This is a genomic window from Nocardia speluncae NBRC 108251, assembly GCF_001613245.1.
Classification (GTDB): domain Bacteria; phylum Actinomycetota; class Actinomycetes; order Mycobacteriales; family Mycobacteriaceae; genus Nocardia; species Nocardia speluncae.
Window position 1 is genome coordinate 132,796 of the sequence record NZ_BDBZ01000035.1, and the last position, 18,175, is coordinate 150,970.

General features: G+C 67.0%; 18 protein-coding genes. 9 read left to right on the plus strand and 9 right to left on the minus strand.

Features of this window, described 5'->3' with window-relative positions; translation table 11 throughout:
• Positions 1–71: 71 nt before the first annotated feature.
• The 6 genes from NS6_RS25495 to NS6_RS36490 all read right to left on the minus strand — a co-directional run bounded on the left by NS6_RS25495 (position 72) and on the right by NS6_RS36490 (position 5,810).
• The gene (locus tag NS6_RS25495) at positions 72–809 is read right to left on the minus strand and encodes a sirohydrochlorin chelatase (protein ID WP_068046482.1); all 738 of its coding nucleotides are present in this window, start codon (positions 807–809) and stop codon (positions 72–74) included.
• The gene (locus NS6_RS25500; RefSeq protein WP_068046484.1) at positions 809–2,137 is read right to left on the minus strand and encodes a sulfate adenylyltransferase subunit 1; all 1,329 of its coding nucleotides are present in this window, start codon (positions 2,135–2,137) and stop codon (positions 809–811) included. Before NS6_RS25500 ends, NS6_RS25495 begins: the two co-directional genes overlap by 1 nt.
• A gap of 1 nt (position 2,138) precedes the next feature.
• Positions 2,139–3,086, minus strand: coding sequence for a sulfate adenylyltransferase subunit CysD (gene cysD / locus NS6_RS25505; protein WP_174552632.1), 948 nt, complete (start codon positions 3,084–3,086; stop codon positions 2,139–2,141).
• Entirely contained in the window at positions 3,065–3,829 is a 765-nt protein-coding gene (locus NS6_RS25510) for a phosphoadenylyl-sulfate reductase (protein ID WP_157112940.1), read from the minus strand. Before NS6_RS25510 ends, cysD begins: the two co-directional genes overlap by 22 nt.
• Positions 3,826–5,574 (minus strand): nitrite/sulfite reductase, encoded by a 1,749-nt coding sequence (locus tag NS6_RS25515; protein ID WP_068046491.1) that lies wholly within the window; start codon positions 5,572–5,574, stop codon positions 3,826–3,828. The genes NS6_RS25510 and NS6_RS25515 overlap by 4 nt, the downstream gene beginning before the upstream one ends.
• A 134-nt stretch (positions 5,575–5,708) precedes the next feature.
• Positions 5,709–5,810, minus strand: coding sequence for an Ms4527A family Cys-rich leader peptide (locus NS6_RS36490; protein WP_357238227.1), 102 nt, complete (start codon positions 5,808–5,810; stop codon positions 5,709–5,711).
• A gap of 158 nt (positions 5,811–5,968) precedes the next feature.
• Here NS6_RS36490 and hemW point away from each other — a divergent pair, with 158 nt between their 5' ends.
• Positions 5,969–7,312, plus strand: a complete 1,344-nt coding sequence (gene hemW, locus NS6_RS25520; protein WP_210747028.1) for a radical SAM family heme chaperone HemW — start codon at positions 5,969–5,971, stop codon at positions 7,310–7,312.
• 71 nt (positions 7,313–7,383) lie between these two features.
• Here the strand turns inward: hemW and NS6_RS25525 are convergent, their stop codons facing one another.
• The 3 genes from NS6_RS25525 to NS6_RS25535 are packed head-to-tail and all read right to left on the minus strand — an operon-like array spanning position 7,384 to position 9,308.
• Positions 7,384–8,322 carry a hypothetical protein gene (locus tag NS6_RS25525; RefSeq protein WP_068046494.1) on the minus strand — a complete coding sequence of 313 codons (939 nt, stop codon included), beginning with the start codon at positions 8,320–8,322 and terminating at the stop codon, positions 7,384–7,386.
• Between the two features lies 1 nt (position 8,323).
• Complete coding sequence (locus NS6_RS25530; protein ID WP_068046497.1) at positions 8,324–8,665, minus strand: type VII secretion target; 342 nt, start codon at positions 8,663–8,665, stop codon at positions 8,324–8,326.
• Positions 8,666–8,675: 10 nt separating this feature from the next.
• Positions 8,676–9,308 (minus strand): YbaB/EbfC family nucleoid-associated protein, encoded by a 633-nt coding sequence (locus NS6_RS25535; protein ID WP_068046500.1) that lies wholly within the window; start codon positions 9,306–9,308, stop codon positions 8,676–8,678.
• 195 nt (positions 9,309–9,503) lie between these two features.
• Between NS6_RS25535 and hrcA the strand changes: the two genes are divergently transcribed.
• From hrcA to era, 8 genes are all read left to right on the plus strand, one after another.
• Positions 9,504–10,535 (plus strand): heat-inducible transcriptional repressor HrcA, encoded by a 1,032-nt coding sequence (gene hrcA, locus NS6_RS25540; protein ID WP_033244753.1) that lies wholly within the window; start codon positions 9,504–9,506, stop codon positions 10,533–10,535.
• Between the two features lie 180 nt (positions 10,536–10,715).
• On the plus strand, positions 10,716–11,870 hold the full coding sequence (gene dnaJ, locus NS6_RS25545; protein WP_068046503.1) for a molecular chaperone DnaJ: 1,155 nt from the start codon (positions 10,716–10,718) through the stop codon (positions 11,868–11,870).
• A gap of 4 nt (positions 11,871–11,874) precedes the next feature.
• Positions 11,875–12,618 carry a 16S rRNA (uracil(1498)-N(3))-methyltransferase gene (locus NS6_RS25550; protein WP_068046506.1) on the plus strand — a complete coding sequence of 248 codons (744 nt, stop codon included), beginning with the start codon at positions 11,875–11,877 and terminating at the stop codon, positions 12,616–12,618.
• A gap of 177 nt (positions 12,619–12,795) precedes the next feature.
• Positions 12,796–14,949 (plus strand): PhoH family protein, encoded by a 2,154-nt coding sequence (locus NS6_RS25555; RefSeq protein WP_068046982.1) that lies wholly within the window; start codon positions 12,796–12,798, stop codon positions 14,947–14,949.
• A 60-nt stretch (positions 14,950–15,009) separates the two neighbouring features.
• Positions 15,010–15,579 carry an rRNA maturation RNase YbeY gene (ybeY, locus tag NS6_RS25560; RefSeq protein WP_068046509.1) on the plus strand — a complete coding sequence of 190 codons (570 nt, stop codon included), beginning with the start codon at positions 15,010–15,012 and terminating at the stop codon, positions 15,577–15,579.
• Between the two features lie 5 nt (positions 15,580–15,584).
• On the plus strand, positions 15,585–16,907 hold the full coding sequence (locus NS6_RS25565; RefSeq protein WP_068046986.1) for a hemolysin family protein: 1,323 nt from the start codon (positions 15,585–15,587) through the stop codon (positions 16,905–16,907).
• Positions 16,900–17,250 (plus strand): cytidine deaminase-like protein, encoded by a 351-nt coding sequence (locus NS6_RS25570; RefSeq protein ID WP_068046511.1) that lies wholly within the window; start codon positions 16,900–16,902, stop codon positions 17,248–17,250. Before NS6_RS25565 ends, NS6_RS25570 begins: the two co-directional genes overlap by 8 nt.
• Entirely contained in the window at positions 17,243–18,157 is a 915-nt protein-coding gene (gene era / locus NS6_RS25575; protein WP_068046513.1) for a GTPase Era, read from the plus strand. Before NS6_RS25570 ends, era begins: the two co-directional genes overlap by 8 nt.
• Positions 18,158–18,175 lie beyond the last annotated feature (18 nt).

An 18,175-nucleotide genomic window follows, 5' to 3' on the forward strand; every position in this document is an offset into this window, starting at 1 on the left:
CGCATCGGTGAGCGGCACAAGGGTTGGTTCAGAGCCGCTTGCCTCTGCTGCCTGATGCCGCACGTGACTGATCAGGCGGTCAGTGGCAATGGTCGCGCGGATGCGGCGTCGTAGCGGTCCCATACGACTTCGGCCAGGGCGGGGTCGGGGCCCAGGGGCATGGTGTGTGGGAGGTCGGGTTCCTGGTCACGCAGTCGGTCGGTGAGTAGGCCCGGGGCCAGGAACCACGGGGCCACCAGCAGCTTTTCGGCGCCCCGCGCGCGTAACCGCTGTACCGCGTGGCTCAGCGAGGGCTGGGTGGTGGCGAAGCATACTTCGGTCGGGTAGTCGGTTCGGGCGGCGAAACGGCGGGCCAGACGCGCGGTGTCTTGGTTGGCGGCTGCCGAGGACGACCCGACCGCGGCCAGGGCTATTCCGATTCGGTCGTCCCAGCCGTGTGTGGTGCAGAACTCGCGAACCCGGTGGTGCAGCAGCGAGATCAGTCGTAGGTCGGCACCGAATACATTGCCCTGGGTGATGTGCAGCCGTGGGTGGCGCATCGACGCTTCTGCCAGTAGTCCGGGCAGGTCGACTCGGGCATGGAACGCGCTGCCCAGTAGTAGTGGTACCACTACGGCGTGCCTCTCGCCGTCGGCGACTACAGCGTCCAGGACCTGCCCGACCGAGGGCGCGTTCAGGTCCAGGAACGCCAGGTGCGCGGGAACATCCGGGCGAGCCCAGCGGACCTGGTCCATGAGCGCGGCGACGGTGGCGGCAGACCGGGGATCCCGGCTGCCGTGCGCCACCGCGACCAGCGTCGGTGCCGGCATCAGCCCTCGGTTCCGACCTCTACCGCGCTGAGCACATCCCCGACCAGCCCGGCCGCGAGAGTGTTGCCACCGGCCGGGTCGATCAGCAGGAAGCTGCCGGTGTGCCGGTTGGTGCGGTAGTCGTCGGTCGCGATCGGTTCGGCGACGCGTACCGAGATGCGGCCGATATCGTTGAGGGACAACGATTCCGGGTTCGGGTCCGCGATCAGGCGCTGTTCGTCGAAGCGCTCGGTGAGCGCGCCCACGATGGCCTGCGTGGTACGGGTGCCGTGTTTGAGCAGCAGCCGCGCACCGGGGCGCAGCGGTTTGTCGCCCAGCCAGCAGACGGTGGCATCGAAGGTGTCGACCGGCTCCGGGGCGTCGTCAGGGGAGGCGATGGTGTCGCCACGGGAGATATCGACCTCGTCGGCCAGGATCAGCGTGACACTGCGCCCGGCCTGTGCGACCGCGAGTTCCCCGTCGGGGGTGTCGACCCGTTCCACGGTGGTGCGGATACCGGAGGGCAGGACCACCACTTCGTCACCCGGCGCCACCGCGCCCGCTGCGATCTGACCCGCGTACCCGCGGTAGTCCGGGTATTCGGGGGTGCGCGGCCGGATCACGTACTGCACCGGGAACCGCAGTCCCACCGCGTGGGTTCCGGAGTTGTCCGCATCCACCGGCACCGATTCCAGATGCTCGATCAGCGACGGGCCGCTGTAGTACGGGGTCTCGTCCGAGCGGGTGGCGATATTGTCGCCGCGCAGCGCGGAGACCGGGATTTCCAGCACATCCTCGTCCGCCCAGCCGAGGGTGCGGGTGAGGTGGGAGAACTCGGCGGAGATCTCGGCGAAAACCTTTGCGGCCGCGGCCTGCTGGGCCTGGTCGCTGGGTTCGTCGCCACCGATCAGGTCGATCTTGTTCACGGCCAGCACAAGTTTCGGCACCCCGAGCAGTGCCAGCACCGCGGCGTGGCGGCGAGTCTGCTCGATCACGCCTTTGCGGGCATCCACCAGCAGGATCACCAGCTGCGCGGTGGACGCGCCGGACACGGTGTTACGGGTGTACTGCACATGCCCGGGGGTGTCGGCGAGGACGAACGAACGTTTCGGCGTCGCGAAATACCGGTAGGCGACATCGATGGTGATGCCCTGTTCGCGCTCGGCCCGCAGACCGTCCACCAGCAGCGAGAGGTCGGGAGTGGACAGCCCTTTGTCCACCGAAGCCCGGGTCACCGCGTCGATCTGGTCGGCCAGCACGGACTTGGTGTCGTAGAGCAGACGTCCGACCAGGGTGGACTTGCCGTCGTCGACAGAACCGGCGGTGGCCAGCCTCAATAGGTCGGACATATCAGAAATAACCCTCTCGTTTGCGGTCTTCCATGGCGGCTTCCGAGACTCGGTCGTCGCCGCGGGTGGCGCCGCGCTCGGTCAGCCGGGAGGCGGCGACCTCGGCCAGAATGGCCTCGTTATCGGCGGCATCGGACAGGATCGCGCCGGTGGTGGAACCGTCGCCGACGGTGCGGTACCGCACCGAACGGGTCTCCAGGACCTCGTTCTCACCCGGGCCGCCCCAGCTACCGGGGGTCATCCACATGCCGTCGCGCTGGTACACCGGCCGCTGATGCGCGTAGTAGATGGTGGCCAATTCCACGTTCTCGCGGGCGATATAGCGCCAGATATCGAGTTCGGTCCAGTTCGACAGCGGGAACACCCGCACATGCTCGCCGGGTGCGTGCCGGCCGTTGTACAGGTTCCACAGTTCGGGCCGCTGCCGTTTCGGATCCCACTGTCCGAAGGCGTTGCGCAGCGAGAAGATCCGCTCCTTGGCGCGGGAGCGTTCCTCGTCGCGGCGGCCGCCGCCGAACACCGCGTCGAACCGGTTCGTGCTGATGGCGTCCAGCAGCGGGACGGTCTGCAGCGGGTTGCGGATACCGTCGGCGCGTTCGGTGAGGCGGCCGTCGGCGAGGTAGTCCTCCACGGCGGCCACATGCAGCCGCAGGCCGTACTTCTCGACCACATGGTCGCGGAATTCGAGCACCTCGGGCAGGTTGTGCCCGGTGTCCACGTGCAGCAGCGCGAACGGCAGCGGCGCCGGCCAGAAGGCCTTCAGCGCCAGATGCAGCAGGACGGTGGAGTCCTTACCGCCGGAGAACAGGATCACCGGCCGTTCGAATTCACCCGCGACCTCACGGAAGATATGGATGGCTTCCGATTCCAGCGCGGCCAGGGTGTCGAACTCCGAAAGTCCGACAGTGCGTTCGGTGATTACGTCGGTCATGAGGTGTGCAACCCGCATTCAGTCTTGGCGAGGCCGGCCCAGCGGCCGCTTCGCGGATCGGAACCCGGCTCCGGCTTCCGTGTGCACGGAGCGCAGCCGATGGACGGATACCCCTCCTCCACCAGGGGGTTGACGAGAATCGAATGCTTTTCGATGTAGTTCTGCATCTCGTCGTCGGACCACGGCGCGATCGGGTTGATCTTCACCAGACCGAAACCCTCGTCGAAGGAGATGAGCGGAGCGTTCGCGCGAGTGGGGGCCTCCACCCGGCGGATCCCGGTGACCCACGCGTTGTACGGGGCCAGCGAATTACGCAGCGGCACCACCTTGCGCAGCCGGCAGCATTCTGCCGCGTCCCGGGCGAACAAGTCCTTGCCCAGCAGCGCGTCCTGCTCGTCGACGGTGTGTTCGGGGCGCACATTCACCACGTTCACTCCGTACACCGCTTCCACGGCGTCACGGGTGCCCATGGTTTCGGCGAAGTGGTAACCGGTGTCGAGGAACAGCACATCCACACCGGGCCGTACCTGGGCCGCCAGCTGCACCAGCACCCCGTCCTGCATATTCGACGCGACGATATAGCCGCTACCGAAATTCTCTTCGGTCCAGCGCAGCAGCTCCGCCGCCGTCGCGTCCGGACCGAGTTCGGCGGAACCACGTTCGGCCAATGCCCGGAGTTCGTCGGCGCCCAGTTTGGCAGGCAACTGTTTCTGCTCGGTTGTCACAGTGGGTTCTCCCGTCACCACGCTTGCGGGGTTCATCGCAGATCGGCTTCCTCGGCGCGAACAGCCCACTGCGCGAACCGTTCACCACCCTCGCGGAGTTTGACGAAGTTGCGCACCACGCGCTCGATGTAATCGCCGAGTTCAGCGCTGGTCACCTTGTGCTGGCGAAGTTTGCGGCCGAAACTGCTGTCGAGACCGAGGCTGCCACCCAGGTGAACCTGATACCCCTCGACCTGATTCCCGTCGCCGTCGTCCACCAGCTGGCCCTTGAACCCGATATCGGCGATCTGGGACCGGCCGCAGGAGTTCGGGCAGCCGTTGATATTGATCGTGATCGGCACATCGAGTTCGGCATTGATATCGGCGAGCCGCTGTTCGAGCTCCGGCGCCAGCACCTGCGACCGTTTGCGGGTCTCGACGAAGGACAGTTTGCAGAATTCGATACCGCTGCAGGCCAGCAGGTTGCGCCGCCACACCGAGGGCCGCGCCTGCAGGCCCAGTGGCTCGAGTTCGGCGATGAGCTGCTCGACCTTGTCGTCGGCGATATCCAGTACGACGACCTTCTGATACGGGGTGAACCGAATCCTGTCGGAACCGGCGCGTTCGACAGCCTCGGCGACCTTCGTGAGAATCGTGCCGGAGACGCGGCCGGCGATGGGGGAGAAGCCCACGGCATTGAGTCCGTTACGCAGCTTCTGCACGCCGACATGGTCGATCGGGCGGCTGGGCTGCGCGGGCGCCGGGCCGTCGACCAGCTTGCGTTTCAGGTACTCGTCCTCGAGTACCTGCCGGAACTTCTCGATACCCCAGTCCTTGATCAGGAACTTCAGTCGCGCCTTGGTGCGCAGCCGGCGGTAGCCGTAATCACGGAACAGGCTGACAACGCCCTCCCAGACCTCGGGCACCTCGTCCAGCGGTATCCAGGCACCGACCCGCTGGGCCAGCATCGGATTGGTGGACAGCCCGCCGCCGACCCACAGGTCCAGGCCGGGGCCGTGCTCGGGATGGTTCACACCGATGAACGCGACGTCGTTGATCTCGTGCACCACGTCCTGCAGACCGGAGATCGCGGTCTTGAACTTACGTGGCAGGTTGGAGTACTCCGGCTTACCGATGTAGCGGCGGACGATCTCGTCGATCGCGGGCGTGGGGTCGATGATCTCGTCCAGCGATTCGCCTGCCAGCGGAGAACCGAGCACTACGCGGGGGCAATCACCGCACGCCTCGGTCGTCTGCAGGCCCACCGATTCGATCCGCCGCCAGATCTCGGGGACGTTCTCGATCTCGATCCAGTGGTACTGGACGTTCTCCCGGTCGGAGATATCGGCGGTATCGCGGCCGAACTCGGTGGAGATCTCGCCGAGCGTGCGCAGCTGCGCGACGTTCAGCGCGCCGCCGTCGCAGCGGATCCGCATCATGAAGTACTTCGCCTCGAGCAGATCGATGTTCTCGTCGCCGGTCCAGGTGCCGTCGTACCCCTGCTCACGCTGGGTGTACAGGCCCCACCAGCGGAAACGTCCGCGCAGATCGCCCTTGTCGATACTGTCGAACCCGTTCTTGGCGTAGATGTTCTCGATCCGGGACCGGACGTTGAGGGGGTTGTCGTCCTTCTTGGACTGCTCGTTCGGGTTGAGCGGTTCCCGGTAGCCGAGGGCCCACTGGCCCTCGGCGCGGCGGCGCACCGGTTTACCGGTGCGGGCGCGAGTGGGGCGTGCGGGACTCTCTCCTGTTGCCGAGGTCTCGGCCTTCGCGGGGGTGGCGGCGTCGGTGCTCGACGTCATGAAGTCGCTCCTGCTGGGTATGGCTTACGTCCGTGCTGAGGGCGCGAGGGGCTGACTCGCACCCGCGGTGTCAGCGGGCCGAAATCCTCGAATCGGGAAAGATCACCGGAAAACCGGGACTGGGCGCAGCTGAGCTACCGGGCGGAACCGGGCAGACAACAGGCGCTGCAGACACGCTTGTAGTCGACGTGGCGACGGGCCACAAGTCGAACTCCAGAAGCGCGCATGCGACCCATTGTGCCATGCCGTCGCGCGCATTCCGACCGCCCTACCAGTATTTCCCGTGAACTCCCGGGAAATCGCCTGGTTCCGTCTCGTTATATGTGACGGTCGTCATATTTTCTTGACGGCGTTGGGGACCCGGCGGGAAAGAAGGGGTTGCGGGCGGTGCGGTATGGGCACCGAAGCTGACCGGCCGGCCTACGGGGCGGCCGATACCGGCGCCGAGATCGCAGCGATCCACGCTGTGCTCGGTGCCGGCGCGGACACCCCGGTCATCGCAGGCCGAGCGGCGTCCGGTCACACTGGAAGGGTGAATTCTCCCGCCACCGCGACCCCGCACAGCGACACCGCTCCGGTGCTCCGCGATTTCGGTGGCGGGCCGTTCGGCATCTACGTCCATGTGCCGTTCTGTGCGACCCGCTGCGGATACTGCGACTTCAACACCTACACCGCCGGTGAACTGGATACCTCCGCCTCGCCGGAATCGTGGTCGGCCGCGCTGCGCCGGGAACTCGCGACCGCCGCCGGGCAGTTCGCGGAGCTCCCCAGCGCCACCCCTTCGGTCGCGACCGTCTTCGTCGGCGGGGGCACACCGTCGCTGCTCGGCGCCGACGGGCTGACCGGTGTGCTCGACGCGGTCCGGTCCGAGTTCGACCTGGCCCCGGATGCCGAGGTGACCACCGAATCGAACCCGGAATCCACATCACCCGAATTCTTCGAACGCATCCGGGCTGCCGGGTTCACCCGCGTCTCACTGGGGATGCAGTCGGCGGCATCCCATGTCCTGGCGGTGCTGGACCGCACGCACACGCCCGGACGCGCGGTGGCCGCCGCCCGGGAGGCGCGGGCCGCCGGATTCGAGCACATCAATCTCGACCTGATCTACGGCACCCCCGGTGAACGCGACAGCGATCTCGACGCCAGCCTGGACGCAGTACTGGATGCGGGTGTGGACCATGTTTCGGCGTACTCGCTCATCGTCGAAGACGGCACGGCACTCGCCCGCCGAGTTCGCCGTGGCGAACTTCCCGCACCCGACGACGACGTCCTCGCCGCCCGCTACGAACGTATCGACGCCCGCCTCGCCGCCGCCGGTCTCACCTGGTATGAGGTATCGAATTGGGCTGCCGCCGACGCCGCCCGCTGCCGCCACAACCTCGGCTACTGGGACGGCGGCGACTGGCTCGGGGCGGGCCCCGGCGCGCACAGCCATGTCGGAGGAGTCCGCTGGTGGAATATCAAACACCCGGCTCGCTACGCCGACCGCACCGCCGACGGCGGTCTGCCCGCCGCCGGCTGGGAAGAGCCCACCGCAGCGGACCGCTACTTGGAACGGGTCATGCTTGCGCTACGCCTGCGCACTGGGCTCCCACTGACGGACCTCGACGCCGCTGGTGTGGCCGCGGCCCAGGGGGTCGTCGCCGATGGCCTCGCCTCGATCCGGGACGATCGGCTGATCCTCACCGACGGCGGCCGGCTGCTCGCCGACGGTGTGGTCCTGCGGCTGCTGGACTGAGCCCAGCGGTGCTACCCGTCCGGCGCAGGATCGGGCGGTTCACCGGCCGGGACAAACCGGAGTGGATCGGGTCAAGCGGGCAGAATTCCGCCGACCTGATCCTGAACGAACCCGGTGGCTTTGCCTTGCCAGTCGCCGATGATCTCGTCCGCGTCCGTCAGCGTGAACAACACCGATTTGAGGGCTTCCTTATACGGCTCGATATCCTTCAGCACATCGGTGAGGCGTTGAACGAGCACGGACACCCGGCTGGTGGAGCCGGCGATCTGTGCGGCCGCCTGGCCCGCCACGATCGGTGCGGCGGTGCCCGCCGAGAACGCCAGTTCGATGGTCCAGGTGATGAGCGCGGCGGCGAGCGAGCCCAGGATCGCCTGTACCAGGCCGCGGACGGCCTCCACGATTTCACCGGTTTTCGTCATGATGGTCTGTAACGCGGCCGCGGCACCTGCTGCCGCACCCAGCCGGTCGACGGCATCCACCGCGAAAGTGCGATAGGCGGTGGCCGCAAGCCCGGACCACTCCGCGATATCCGTAGTGACGGCGGTCTGCCAGTCGGCCCCGATGGTGGTGAGTTCCTGCGCGATTTTTTCCCACGTTCCCGCGTAGGCCGCGATCATGCCCGGATTACCCAGGAGAGCATCGAATGCCAGACGGATCGGGTCGACATGTTCGAGCATCCATCCGGCGATCTGCCCCCCGACGAAACCGAATGGATCGGCGGCGACCTGGCCGACGATATCGGTGGTGGCCCCGAATGCTTCCACCGCGCCCATGATGGACGGGTCCTCCTGGAAGCTCGAGACGATCTGCCAGGCTTCGGGTGCGATGGTGCCCGCCGCGATACCCGCTGCGCCGGGGGCCGGCATGCCCATATTCGCGAAAAGGATGGATTCGCCGAAATAATTGTCTTCGTAATCCGTGCCCTCGGCGATCAAGGCGTTTTCGGGCGGGGCTTCGTCGTCGAATCCGGCGACATTCTGCGTGATCCACCGACCGGCTTCGTCGGACATCTCAGATCCCCTCCGTACCGTTGTCGAGCAGCAGCCCCGACAGGGCCTTCGACAAGGCATCGTCCATGTTCTGGAAGGAATCGGCATCGGCATTGATCAGGCCGGGAACGGCGGCGAACCTATCGGCGAGCGTCCGGATCGCGTCGACCGTCGCGGTCTGGTTATCGGCGAACAACCAGGAGACGATCGGCCGTGGAATTGCGCCGAAACCGTCATCGGCGGCGGCGATATAGGACGCGGCTTCCAGCGCGGTGGCGGTCCGGTCGGCCAAGCCCGTCAGTTTGTTCGCGTGGGTACGCAGCTGATCCGGGTCGACGTTCAGCGGGGCGGGTTGTTCGGTCATCGTCGCAGCCTCAGACCAGCCAGGACTTGTTCCGGTAGTACTCGGTCTCCTCGTCCTCGACATCCGGGATCAGGGAACCCGGATTCGCTGGTGTAGCGGCGGTGTGCCGCGGCGGAGGTGGTGGCTCGGCCGGTGGTGCCGGCGGGCGCGGGCCGGGCCGGGTGGTGCCGGGGACGCCCCCCGCCGGATCGCTCCGGATCGGTGCCGGATCGTTCCACGCCGGTGCGGAGTGCGGTTGCGCCGGGTCGGCGGTGGCCGGCGGCGCCCAGGAGCCAGGATCCGCGGCGGCGGGTGGTTTGGGGAACTTGTCCAGGATGTTCGCACCGATCGGATCGTCGCCGACGGTTTCGTGCACTGTCGCCGCCACCTGATCCACCAGCCGCTGCCGGGCGCGGTTCAGGCATGACATCACCTCGGCCGACAGCGCGGCAGGATTCTTGCGCCGGATCTCGGCGCCGAACCGGATATCGGTCGGTATCCCGTTGTTGTCGATCGTGACCTGCACACTCTTATCGGCGGAGATCTCCGTTACCGAAAGCCGCGCCATTCGGCCCTGGAGCGTCTGGAACCGCTCGGCCTTCTGCTGCATCTCCTCGGCCCACCGAGCCAGGCCGGCCGGCCCGGCAAACGGATCTTCGGACACCGAATTCCCCCCTGCGAGTACAGATTCTGTTGCTGCGACCGCGACTGTAGCACGCACTGTGACATCCACGGCCCCAGCCTGTGGAGGGTGCGGAACTAGACTGTAGTGGGGGCCGGGTGTGCACACCGGGCCTTCAGCAAGCCGGTACGCCGCCGGGTCCGGCCGCGACGTACAGCACAGCGAGGAGGTGGGTCGATGTCGAGCACCGAGGATCGGCGCTTCGAGGTCCTGCGGGCGATTGTCGCCGACTACGTCGCCACCAAGGAGCCCATAGGGTCGAAGACCCTGGTGGACCGGCACAATCTGGGTGTTTCCAGTGCGACCGTCCGCAACGATATGGCGGTTCTGGAGGCCGAGGGATATATCGCCCAGCCGCACACCAGTTCGGGCCGGATTCCCACCGACAAGGGCTATCGGCAGTTCGTGGACCGTATCGCCGATGTGAAACCGTTGTCGGCCGCCGAGCGCAAGGCCATCATGCAGTTCCTGGAATCGGGGGTGGACCTCGACGATGTGCTGCGGCGCGGAGTCCGGTTGCTGGCCCAGCTCACCCGTCAGGTGGCCGTCGTCCAGTATCCGACGGTATCCGCGTCGACGGTGCGCCACCTCGAGGTGGTGGCGCTCAATCCGGCGCGGTTGCTGCTCGTGGTGATCACCGACACCGGCCGGGTCGATCAGCGCATCGTGGAGCTCGGCACGGTCGTCGACGACGAGGATCTGGCCGCACTGCGCGGGATGCTGGGTGCGGCCATGGACGGTAAACGGCTGGCCGCTGCTTCTGCCGCGGTGGCCGAGCTACCGGAGCAGGCGCCGCCGCAGCTGCGGGATGTGCTGATCAAGGTATCGACGGTGCTGGTGGAAACTCTGGTCGAGCATCCCGAGGAGCGTCTCGTGCTCGGCGGTACCGCCAACCTCACCCGCAACGCCGGTGATTTCGGCCTGCACGGTTCGCTGCGCACCGTGCTGGAAGCACTCGAGGAGCAGGTCGTGGTCCTCAAACTGCTGGCCGCCGCCCAGCAGCCCGGGATGGTGACGGTGCGGATCGGCGAGGAAACCCAGGTCGAGGAGATGCGCGGAACCTCGGTCGTCACCACCGGCTACGGTGCCGCGGGCGCGGTCCTGGGCGGTATGGGTGTGCTCGGCCCCACCCGGATGGACTATCCGGGAACTATCGCCTCCGTCGCGGCCGTTGCCCGCTATATAGGTGAGGTCCTCGCCGAACGGTGAGGGTTGTGCCGCGGCGCCGGAACCGCGCCGACAGGCACTGTTACGCTCGGATATTCAGACGGCTAAAGTTGAGTCGACCCGACTTAGATCACGGCCGGGCGGCTACATCCCACAGGAGTCATGCGGCCGGCCGGATGAGGCCGGGGCCGTGGACAGCGACCAAGGACTAAGAGAACTCAAGTGGCACGGGATTACTACGGACTGCTCGGTGTCGGCAAGGACGCCTCCGACCAAGAGCTCAAACGCGCGTACCGGAAGCTGGCTCGCGAACTGCATCCCGACGTGAACCCGGACGAGACCGCGCAGGCCCGGTTCAAAGAGGTCTCCGCGGCGTACGAGGTGCTGACGGATCCGGAGAAACGCCGCATCGTCGATATGGGCGGCGATCCGCTGGACGCGGGCGGCGGGGCCGGTGGTTTCAGCGGCGCCGGATTCGGCGGTCTGGGCGATGTGTTCGAGGCCTTCTTCGGCGGGATGAGCGGTGGCCCCGGCGGTGCGCGCAAGGCCCGGGGCCGGGTGCAGCCCGGCGCCGATTCGCTGGTGCGTACCCGGCTCAGCCTGGCCGAATGCGCGGTCGGGGTGACAAAACACCTCACCGTCGATACCGCCATCCTCTGCGATCTCTGTACGGGCGCGGGCACCAACGGCAACTCCAAGCCGGTGCGCTGCGAAACCTGCGGCGGCGCGGGTGAGGTGCAGTCGGTGCAGCGCTCTTTCCTCGGCCAGGTGCTCACCTCCCGCCCCTGCCCGACCTGCCGCGGCGCCGGGGAAACCATCCCCGACCCCTGCCACAAATGCGGTGGCGACGGCCGGGTCCGGGCCCGCCGCGAGATCGCGGCACCTGTCCCGGCCGGTGTGGCCAACGGGATGCGGGTGCGGCTCGCCGCGCAGGGCGAGGTCGGCCCGGGTGGCGGTCACGCCGGTGATCTGTACGTCGAGATCGTCGAGCAGCCGCACGATGTCTTCGTCCGCGACGGCGACGATCTGCACTGCACCGTCCGGGTCCCCATGGTGGACGCCGCCCTCGGCACCACGGTGGTGATCGACACCATTCTGGACGGGCCCACCGAGCTCACGATCGCTCCCGGAACTCAGCCGGGCGAGATCTCGGTGCTGCGCGGGCACGGTATGCCGCGGCTGCGGTCCAGCGCGCGCGGCGATCTGATGGCGCACCTGGATATCGTCGTGCCCGCCAAGCTGGACAGTAAGCAGGCCGATCTGCTGCGTAAGTACAAGGGCCTGCGGAGCCGGGACAAGGCCGAGGTGATGTCGGCGCAGTCCGAGCACAACAGCGGTCTGTTCGCCCGGTTGCGCGCCTCCTTCAGCGGACGCTGACCCGATGGCCGCCCCGACCGTCTTCTATCTCGACGAGATCCCGGAGCCGGGCGGCATCGCGGTACTGGACGGCCCGGAGGGCCGGCACGCCGCGACGGTGCGCCGGATCCGGGTCGGGGAGGCGATCAGTCTCTCCGACGGTCGCGGTGTGGTCGCGGAGACGGAAGTCGTTGCCGCGCAGAAGAATCAGCTCGAACTGCTGGTGTGTGACCGGGGTCGTGCCGAAGCGGCGTCCCCGGCGGTGACAGTGGTCCAGGCGCTGCCGAAATCCGAGCGTTCGGAACTGGCGGTCGAGTTGATGACAGAGTCCGGTGCCGATGTCGTCATTCCGTGGCAGGCCGCCCGCTGCGTCTCGAATTGGGAGGCCAAAGCCGACAAGGGTGTGGCGAAATGGCGGGTGGCGGCCCGCGGCGCGGCCCGGCAGTCCCGCCGCGCCTATATCCCCGAGGTCACCGCCCTGCACCGCACCCCCGAGGTGGTCGCCGCGGTGCGCGCGGCGAAAGCGCAGGGCGCGGTGGTCGCCGCGCTGCACGAATCGGGGACCGGTAGTTTCACCGGGCTGCCGTGGGCCGCGGCGCCTGCGGTCATGCTGATCGTGGGCCCGGAGGGTGGCCTCGACGATGCCGAGTTGACGGCGCTGGCCGCGGCCGGCGCCGATGTGGTGCGGCTGGGGCCCACCGTGCTGCGCACATCCACGGCGGCCGCGGTCGCGCTGGGTGCCCTCGGTGCACTCACGGCCCGCTGGTGACGTCAGGGGAACTCTGCGTTCGGCCGTTGACCGCCGTAATTCGGGTGGGACCTGTCGGGCCCGGGAGTTAGACTCGGGGCAGCGATACCGTTCGCGAGCAGAGCAAACAGTGCGCCTCACCGCGCCTGTCGAGACCGGAAAGCAGGCCATAGCCACTACGTGCGATCACAAGGCGATATCGGCGATCAGAATCCTTCCGCGGCCGAGAACGGCGCCTCCGGGCCCGCAGGGCGCACTGTCCGTTCCAGTATCGAGCTCGCGCCCGAGTCGGTGTTCCCCTTCCTCGGTTCGGCCGATGCGAACCTGCGTGAGCTCGAGACTCTGTTGTCCGCCGATATCCATGTCCGCGGCAATCTCGTCACCCTCACCGGCCCGGCCGCCGAGGTGGCGCTGGCCGAACGTGTCGTCGAGCAGTTGGTGGCGCTGACCGGCCGTAACCGTGCCATCACCCCGGAAGCGGTGCGGCATACCGTCACCATGCTCACCGACGGCAGTGCCGAATCGCCGGCCGAGGTGCTGAGCCTGGATATTCTGTCGCGGCGCGGGAAGACCATCCGCCCGAAGACGCTGAACCAGAAACGCTATGTGGATGCGATCGACGATAACACGATCGTTTTCGGTATCGGCCCGGCCGGTACCGGTAAAACGTATCTGGCGATGGCGAAGGCCGTACAGGCCCTGCAGTCCAAACAGGTCAATCGCATCATCCTCACCCGCCCGGCCGTCGAAGCCGGTGAACGCCTGGGCTTTCTGCCCGGCACGCTGAACGAGAAGATCGACCCGTATCTGCGTCCGCTGTACGACGCCCTGCACGACATGATGGACCCGGAAGCCATTCCGAAATTGATGTCTGCAGGAGTTATCGAAGTTGCGCCACTGGCGTATATGCGTGGGCGTGCGCAGCCACTGTTCACGAAGGTACTGACGCCGGAGGGCTTCCGGGCGATCGGTGAGTTGCAGGTAGGCGATCTTGTCATCGGGTCGGACGGTCGGCCCACGCCTGTGCTCGGCGTGTATCCCCAAGGGCCCAAAGAGATTTATCGCGTCCATACCCAGGACGGCGCCTCGACACTCGCTTCGGCGGACCACCTGTGGTCTGTCTACACCCGAGACGACCGGCGCCGGAACAAACCGCCCCGGGTGCTGGAGACCCGGGATATGGTCGGCAACCTGCGGTCAGCGCACTACCGTCGTTATGAGCTGCCGTTGCTCAGCGAGCCGGTGTGCTTTCCCACGCAGCCCGTGCCGATGGATGGCTACGCTCTCGGGTTGCTGTTGGGTGATGGATGCTTGACAGGCTCCACCACGCCGTCCTTCTCGACCGCAGACCCGGAATTGGCCGACCGGCTTCTGCAAGCGGTGCCAGGTATCGCCCTGCGTCGCACCTCGAGGGTCGACTACGTGCTGAAACGGGACCGGCAACCCGGTGAATCGGTGACGTTGGAGAATCCGATCACCGGCGCCGCCCGGCAGCTGGACTTGGCGGGAACTCGTTCGAATACGAAATTCGTGCCCGGTCTGTACCTGTACAACGACGCGTCGGTGCGGCTGGCAGTGCTACAGGGGCTGCTGGATTCCGATGGCGGCCCGGTGGCTCAGGACGGTCGCACGTGCCGGATCCAGTTCTCCACGGTCTCCGAGCGGCTCCGCGACGATATTGTGTTTCTGGTGCGGTCGCTGGGCGGTGTCGCGTATACGCGGACGAAGGCGTTCCTAGACCGCAAACCCGGCAGGGCCAATGGGCGTGCAGTCCATTACCGGCATAATTCCCATACCGTCGATATCCGCCTGCCTGCCGGTATCGAGCCGTTCCGGCTCACTCGGAAGGCTGCGAAATACGCCTCCGGTGGCGGTAGGCCGATGCGCTATATCGACCGGATCGAGCCTGCGGGTACGGAGGAAGCGGTCTGTATCCAGGTTGCCGCGCAGGATTCGCTGTACGTGACAGAAGACTTCTTGCTGACTCACAACACCCTGAACGATTCGTTCATCATTCTGGACGAGGCGCAGAATACGACCGCGGAACAGATGAAAATGTTCCTGACGCGGCTCGGGTTCGGGTCGAAGATCGTGGTGACCGGCGATGTGACGCAGGTGGATCTGCCGCACGGGGCGCGGTCGGGGCTGCGCGCGGCCGGCGAGATCCTCACCCGGATCGACGATATTCATTTCGCCGAACTCACCAGCAGCGATGTGGTGCGGCACCGGCTGGTGTCCGACATCGTCGACGCCTACGAGAGATTCGAGGCCGAAACGCGGCCGCCGGTCGGGCCGCCGCATATGTCCGGGAACCGGGCGCAACGGCGGGCGGCGGGCCGCGGGGCGCGGTAGTAGCGGTTGCGGGCGGGCGTCGGATGCGGTGCGGCGGGCCGCACCCATTAGGCTGACCAGGTGAGTATCGAGATCGCCAACGAGTCGGGTATGGACGTGCCCGAGGAAGACCTTGTCGGTGTCGCCCGCTTCGTAATCGGCCGGATGGATGTGCACTCGGCGGCCGAGCTGTCGATGGTGCTGGTCGATCTCGACACCATGGCCGACCTTCATATGCGCTGGATGGACCTACCGGGGCCCACCGATGTGATGTCGTTCCCGATGGACGAACTCGAGCCCGGTGGCCGTCCCGACAGTCCGGAACCCGGCCCCTCCATGCTCGGCGATATCGTGCTGTGCCCCGAGTTCGCCCTGGACCAGGCCACCAAGGCCGGGCATTCGCTCGATCACGAACTCGCCCTGCTCACGGTGCACGGGGTACTCCATCTGCTCGGTTACGACCATGCCGAACCGGCCGAGGAGAAGGAGATGTTCACCCTGCAAGCCCAGCTGCTGGAACAGTGGTACGAGGAGTTGCGGGACGAGCAGCGCCGTGCCGAACTGGCGGCGCGCGACGCCCGGCTGCTGGACAAAACGGGGTTCGTGGCACCGGAAGAGGGCCGATCGCGGCCGGGTGACGCGCACGCGTGAACGAGATGATCCTCTTACTGCTCGCCGTGTTGCTCGCTGCGGTGGGCGGGGTATTCGCCGCAGTGGATTCGGCGTTGAACACCTTGTCGGTGGCCCGCCTCGACGATATGGCGCGGGGCGACCGGCCCGGGGCGGTGCGGTTGAGCCGGATCGTGGACGATCGGCCGCGCTATGTGAACCTCATGGTGCTGTTGCGCATCCTGTGCGAGATCACCGCGACGGTGCTGCTGGCCGCGGCGCTGACACAGTTCATGGACAGTGTCTGGGCGCTGCTGGTCACCGCCGTGGTGATGGTGCTGGTCTCCTATGTGGTGATCGGGGTCGGCCCGCGCACCCTGGGCCGCCAGCACGCGTATTCCATCGCCCTCGCCGCGGGGCTGCCGTTGCAGTTCATCGGTGCCCTGCTGGGCCCGTTGAGCCGGCTGCTGATCTTGCTCGGTAATGCCATCACGCCCGGTAAGGGCTTCCGCAACGGGCCGTTCGCCTCCGAGATCGAACTCCGCGAAGTGGTCGATATGGCGCGCGAACGCGGTGTGGTCGCCGACGACGAGCGCCGGATGATCCAGTCGGTATTCGAACTCGGTGACACCACGGCCCGGGCAGTGATGGTGCCGCGCACCGAAATGGTGTGGATCGAAGCCGATAAATCGGTGGCGCAGGCGATGTCGCTGGCGGTGCGCAGCGGGCATTCCCGGATTCCGGTGATCGGGGAGAACGTCGACGACATCCTCGGCGTGGTGTACCTGAAGGATCTGGTGCCCTACGCCGATCGCGGGCGTAGTGTGCGCGTGCGCGAGGTGATGCGCGACGCGGTCTTCATGCCCGATTCCAAAGCGCTCGACGATCTGCTCGACGAGATGCAGCGCCGGCGAAACCATATGGCCCTGCTGGTGGACGAATACGGCGGTATCGCCGGGCTGGTGAGCATCGAGGATGTGCTCGAGGAAATCGTGGGCGAGATAGCCGACGAGTACGACACCGACGAGACCCCGCCGATCGAAGAGCTGGAACCGGGCCGCTACCGGGTGTCGGCGCGGCTGCCGGTCGCCGATCTGGGCGAGTTGTTCGGACTGCCGATCGGCGAAGAAGAAGTGGACACCGTCGGCGGTTTGCTCGCGCACGAACTGGGGCGGGTACCGCTGCCGGGCGCAGAGGTCGTCGCGCACGGGCTGGAGTTACGCGGCGAGGGCGGTGCGGACGCCCGCGGGCGGGTCCGGGTGCACACCGTGGTGGTGGCTCGGGCGCCGGAGCAGACCACGGAAACCGATGCGGAGCCGGACCGGGACCGACCGTCCGCCCGAAGTGACGAGGGAGCAGGCCATGACTGAACTGGATGCCGAGGACAACAAGCTGCTGGTTTTGGCGCGGGGGGCGCTGGGCCGCGCGGGGGGCGCCGCGGGAGCGGCGATCCGTGATACCGACGGCCGCACCTATGCCGCCGGCGAGGTGGGATTGCAGGCGTTGCGGCTCACGGCGTTGCAGTCGGCGGTGGCGGCGGCGATCTCCAGCGGTGCGGAGGGTTTCGAGGCGGCGGTCGTGGTGGGCGGCAAGTTCGCCGACGCGGGGGTTTCGGCGGTGCGTGAGGTGTCCGCGGGCACGCGGATCATTTTCGCCGACACTTCGGGGGCGGTTTTCGATATCGCCGAGGGTTACGAGGCCACCGATGCCTGAATCCGGTGAGCGGGAGTTCCGGTCCGGTTTCGTCTGTTTCGTCGGCCGCCCGAACACGGGTAAATCGACGCTGACCAATGCACTGGTGGGGGCGAAGATCGCGATCACCAGTTCGCGGCCGCAGACCACTCGCCACACCATCCGCGGGATCGTGCACCGGGAACACACCCAGTTGATCCTGGTGGACACCCCGGGGCTGCACCGGCCGCGCACCCTGCTCGGCCAGCGACTCAATGATCTCGTGCGCGATACCTATTCCGAGGTCGATGTGATCGCGCTGTGTATCCCGGCGGACGAGAAGATCGGCCCGGGGGATCGCTGGATCGTGCAGCAGGTGCGGCAGATGGCACCGAAGACCACCCTGCTCGGTGTGGTCACCAAAATCGACAAGGTCGGCCGGGAGCAGATCGCGAAGCAACTGCTCGCCGTATCCGAACTGCTCGGACCGGATGCCGATGTCATCCCGGTTTCTGCGGTCAAGGGTGAGCAGGTCGAGTTGCTGGTCGATCTCATCGCGTCGAAGATGCCGCCCGGGCCGGCGTTCTATCCCGACGGTGAACTCACCGACGAACCCGAGGAAACCCTGATGGCCGAGCTCATCCGGGAGGCCGCGCTGGAGGGGGTCCGCGACGAGCTACCGCATTCGCTGGCGGTGGTGATCGAAGACGTGCTGGCGCGCGAGGAACGCGAGGACATGCTCGATGTGCACGCGCTGCTGTATGTGGAGCGGCCGAGCCAGAAGGCGATCATCATCGGAAAAGGCGGTGCGCGCCTGAAAGAGGTCGGCACGAACGCGCGCAAACAGATCGAGCATATTCTCGGGACCCGGGTCTACCTGCACCTGCACGTGAAGATCGCGAAGGACTGGCAGCGCGACCCCAAGCAGCTGGGCAAACTCGGCTTTTAGATCGGACTCGGCCGGCTT

Bases quoted from the DNA above. Each gene is read 5' to 3' on its own strand.
- NS6_RS25530 (WP_068046497.1), bottom strand. From the start codon at position 8,665: ATGACCGAACAACCCGCCCCGCTGAACGTCGACCCGGATCAGCTGCGT.
- NS6_RS25570 (WP_068046511.1), top strand. From the start codon at position 16,900: ATGACTGAACTGGATGCCGAGGACAACAAGCTGCTGGTTTTGGCGCGG.
- NS6_RS36490 (WP_357238227.1), bottom strand. From the start codon at position 5,810: ATGGGTCGCATGCGCGCTTCTGGAGTTCGACTTGTGGCCCGTCGCCAC.
- NS6_RS25550 (WP_068046506.1), top strand. From the start codon at position 11,875: ATGGCCGCCCCGACCGTCTTCTATCTCGACGAGATCCCGGAGCCGGGC.
- NS6_RS25515 (WP_068046491.1), bottom strand. From the start codon at position 5,574: ATGACGTCGAGCACCGACGCCGCCACCCCCGCGAAGGCCGAGACCTCG.
- era (WP_068046513.1), top strand. From the start codon at position 17,243: ATGCCTGAATCCGGTGAGCGGGAGTTCCGGTCCGGTTTCGTCTGTTTC.
- cysD (WP_174552632.1), bottom strand. From the start codon at position 3,086: ATGCGGGTTGCACACCTCATGACCGACGTAATCACCGAACGCACTGTC.
- hemW (WP_210747028.1), top strand. From the start codon at position 5,969: ATGGGCACCGAAGCTGACCGGCCGGCCTACGGGGCGGCCGATACCGGC.
- NS6_RS25565 (WP_068046986.1), top strand. From the start codon at position 15,585: ATGATCCTCTTACTGCTCGCCGTGTTGCTCGCTGCGGTGGGCGGGGTA.
- NS6_RS25495 (WP_068046482.1), bottom strand. From the start codon at position 809: ATGCCGGCACCGACGCTGGTCGCGGTGGCGCACGGCAGCCGGGATCCC.
- NS6_RS25500 (WP_068046484.1), bottom strand. From the start codon at position 2,137: ATGTCCGACCTATTGAGGCTGGCCACCGCCGGTTCTGTCGACGACGGC.
- NS6_RS25525 (WP_068046494.1), bottom strand. From the start codon at position 8,322: ATGTCCGACGAAGCCGGTCGGTGGATCACGCAGAATGTCGCCGGATTC.
- NS6_RS25510 (WP_157112940.1), bottom strand. From the start codon at position 3,829: ATGAACCCCGCAAGCGTGGTGACGGGAGAACCCACTGTGACAACCGAG.
- hrcA (WP_033244753.1), top strand. From the start codon at position 9,504: ATGTCGAGCACCGAGGATCGGCGCTTCGAGGTCCTGCGGGCGATTGTC.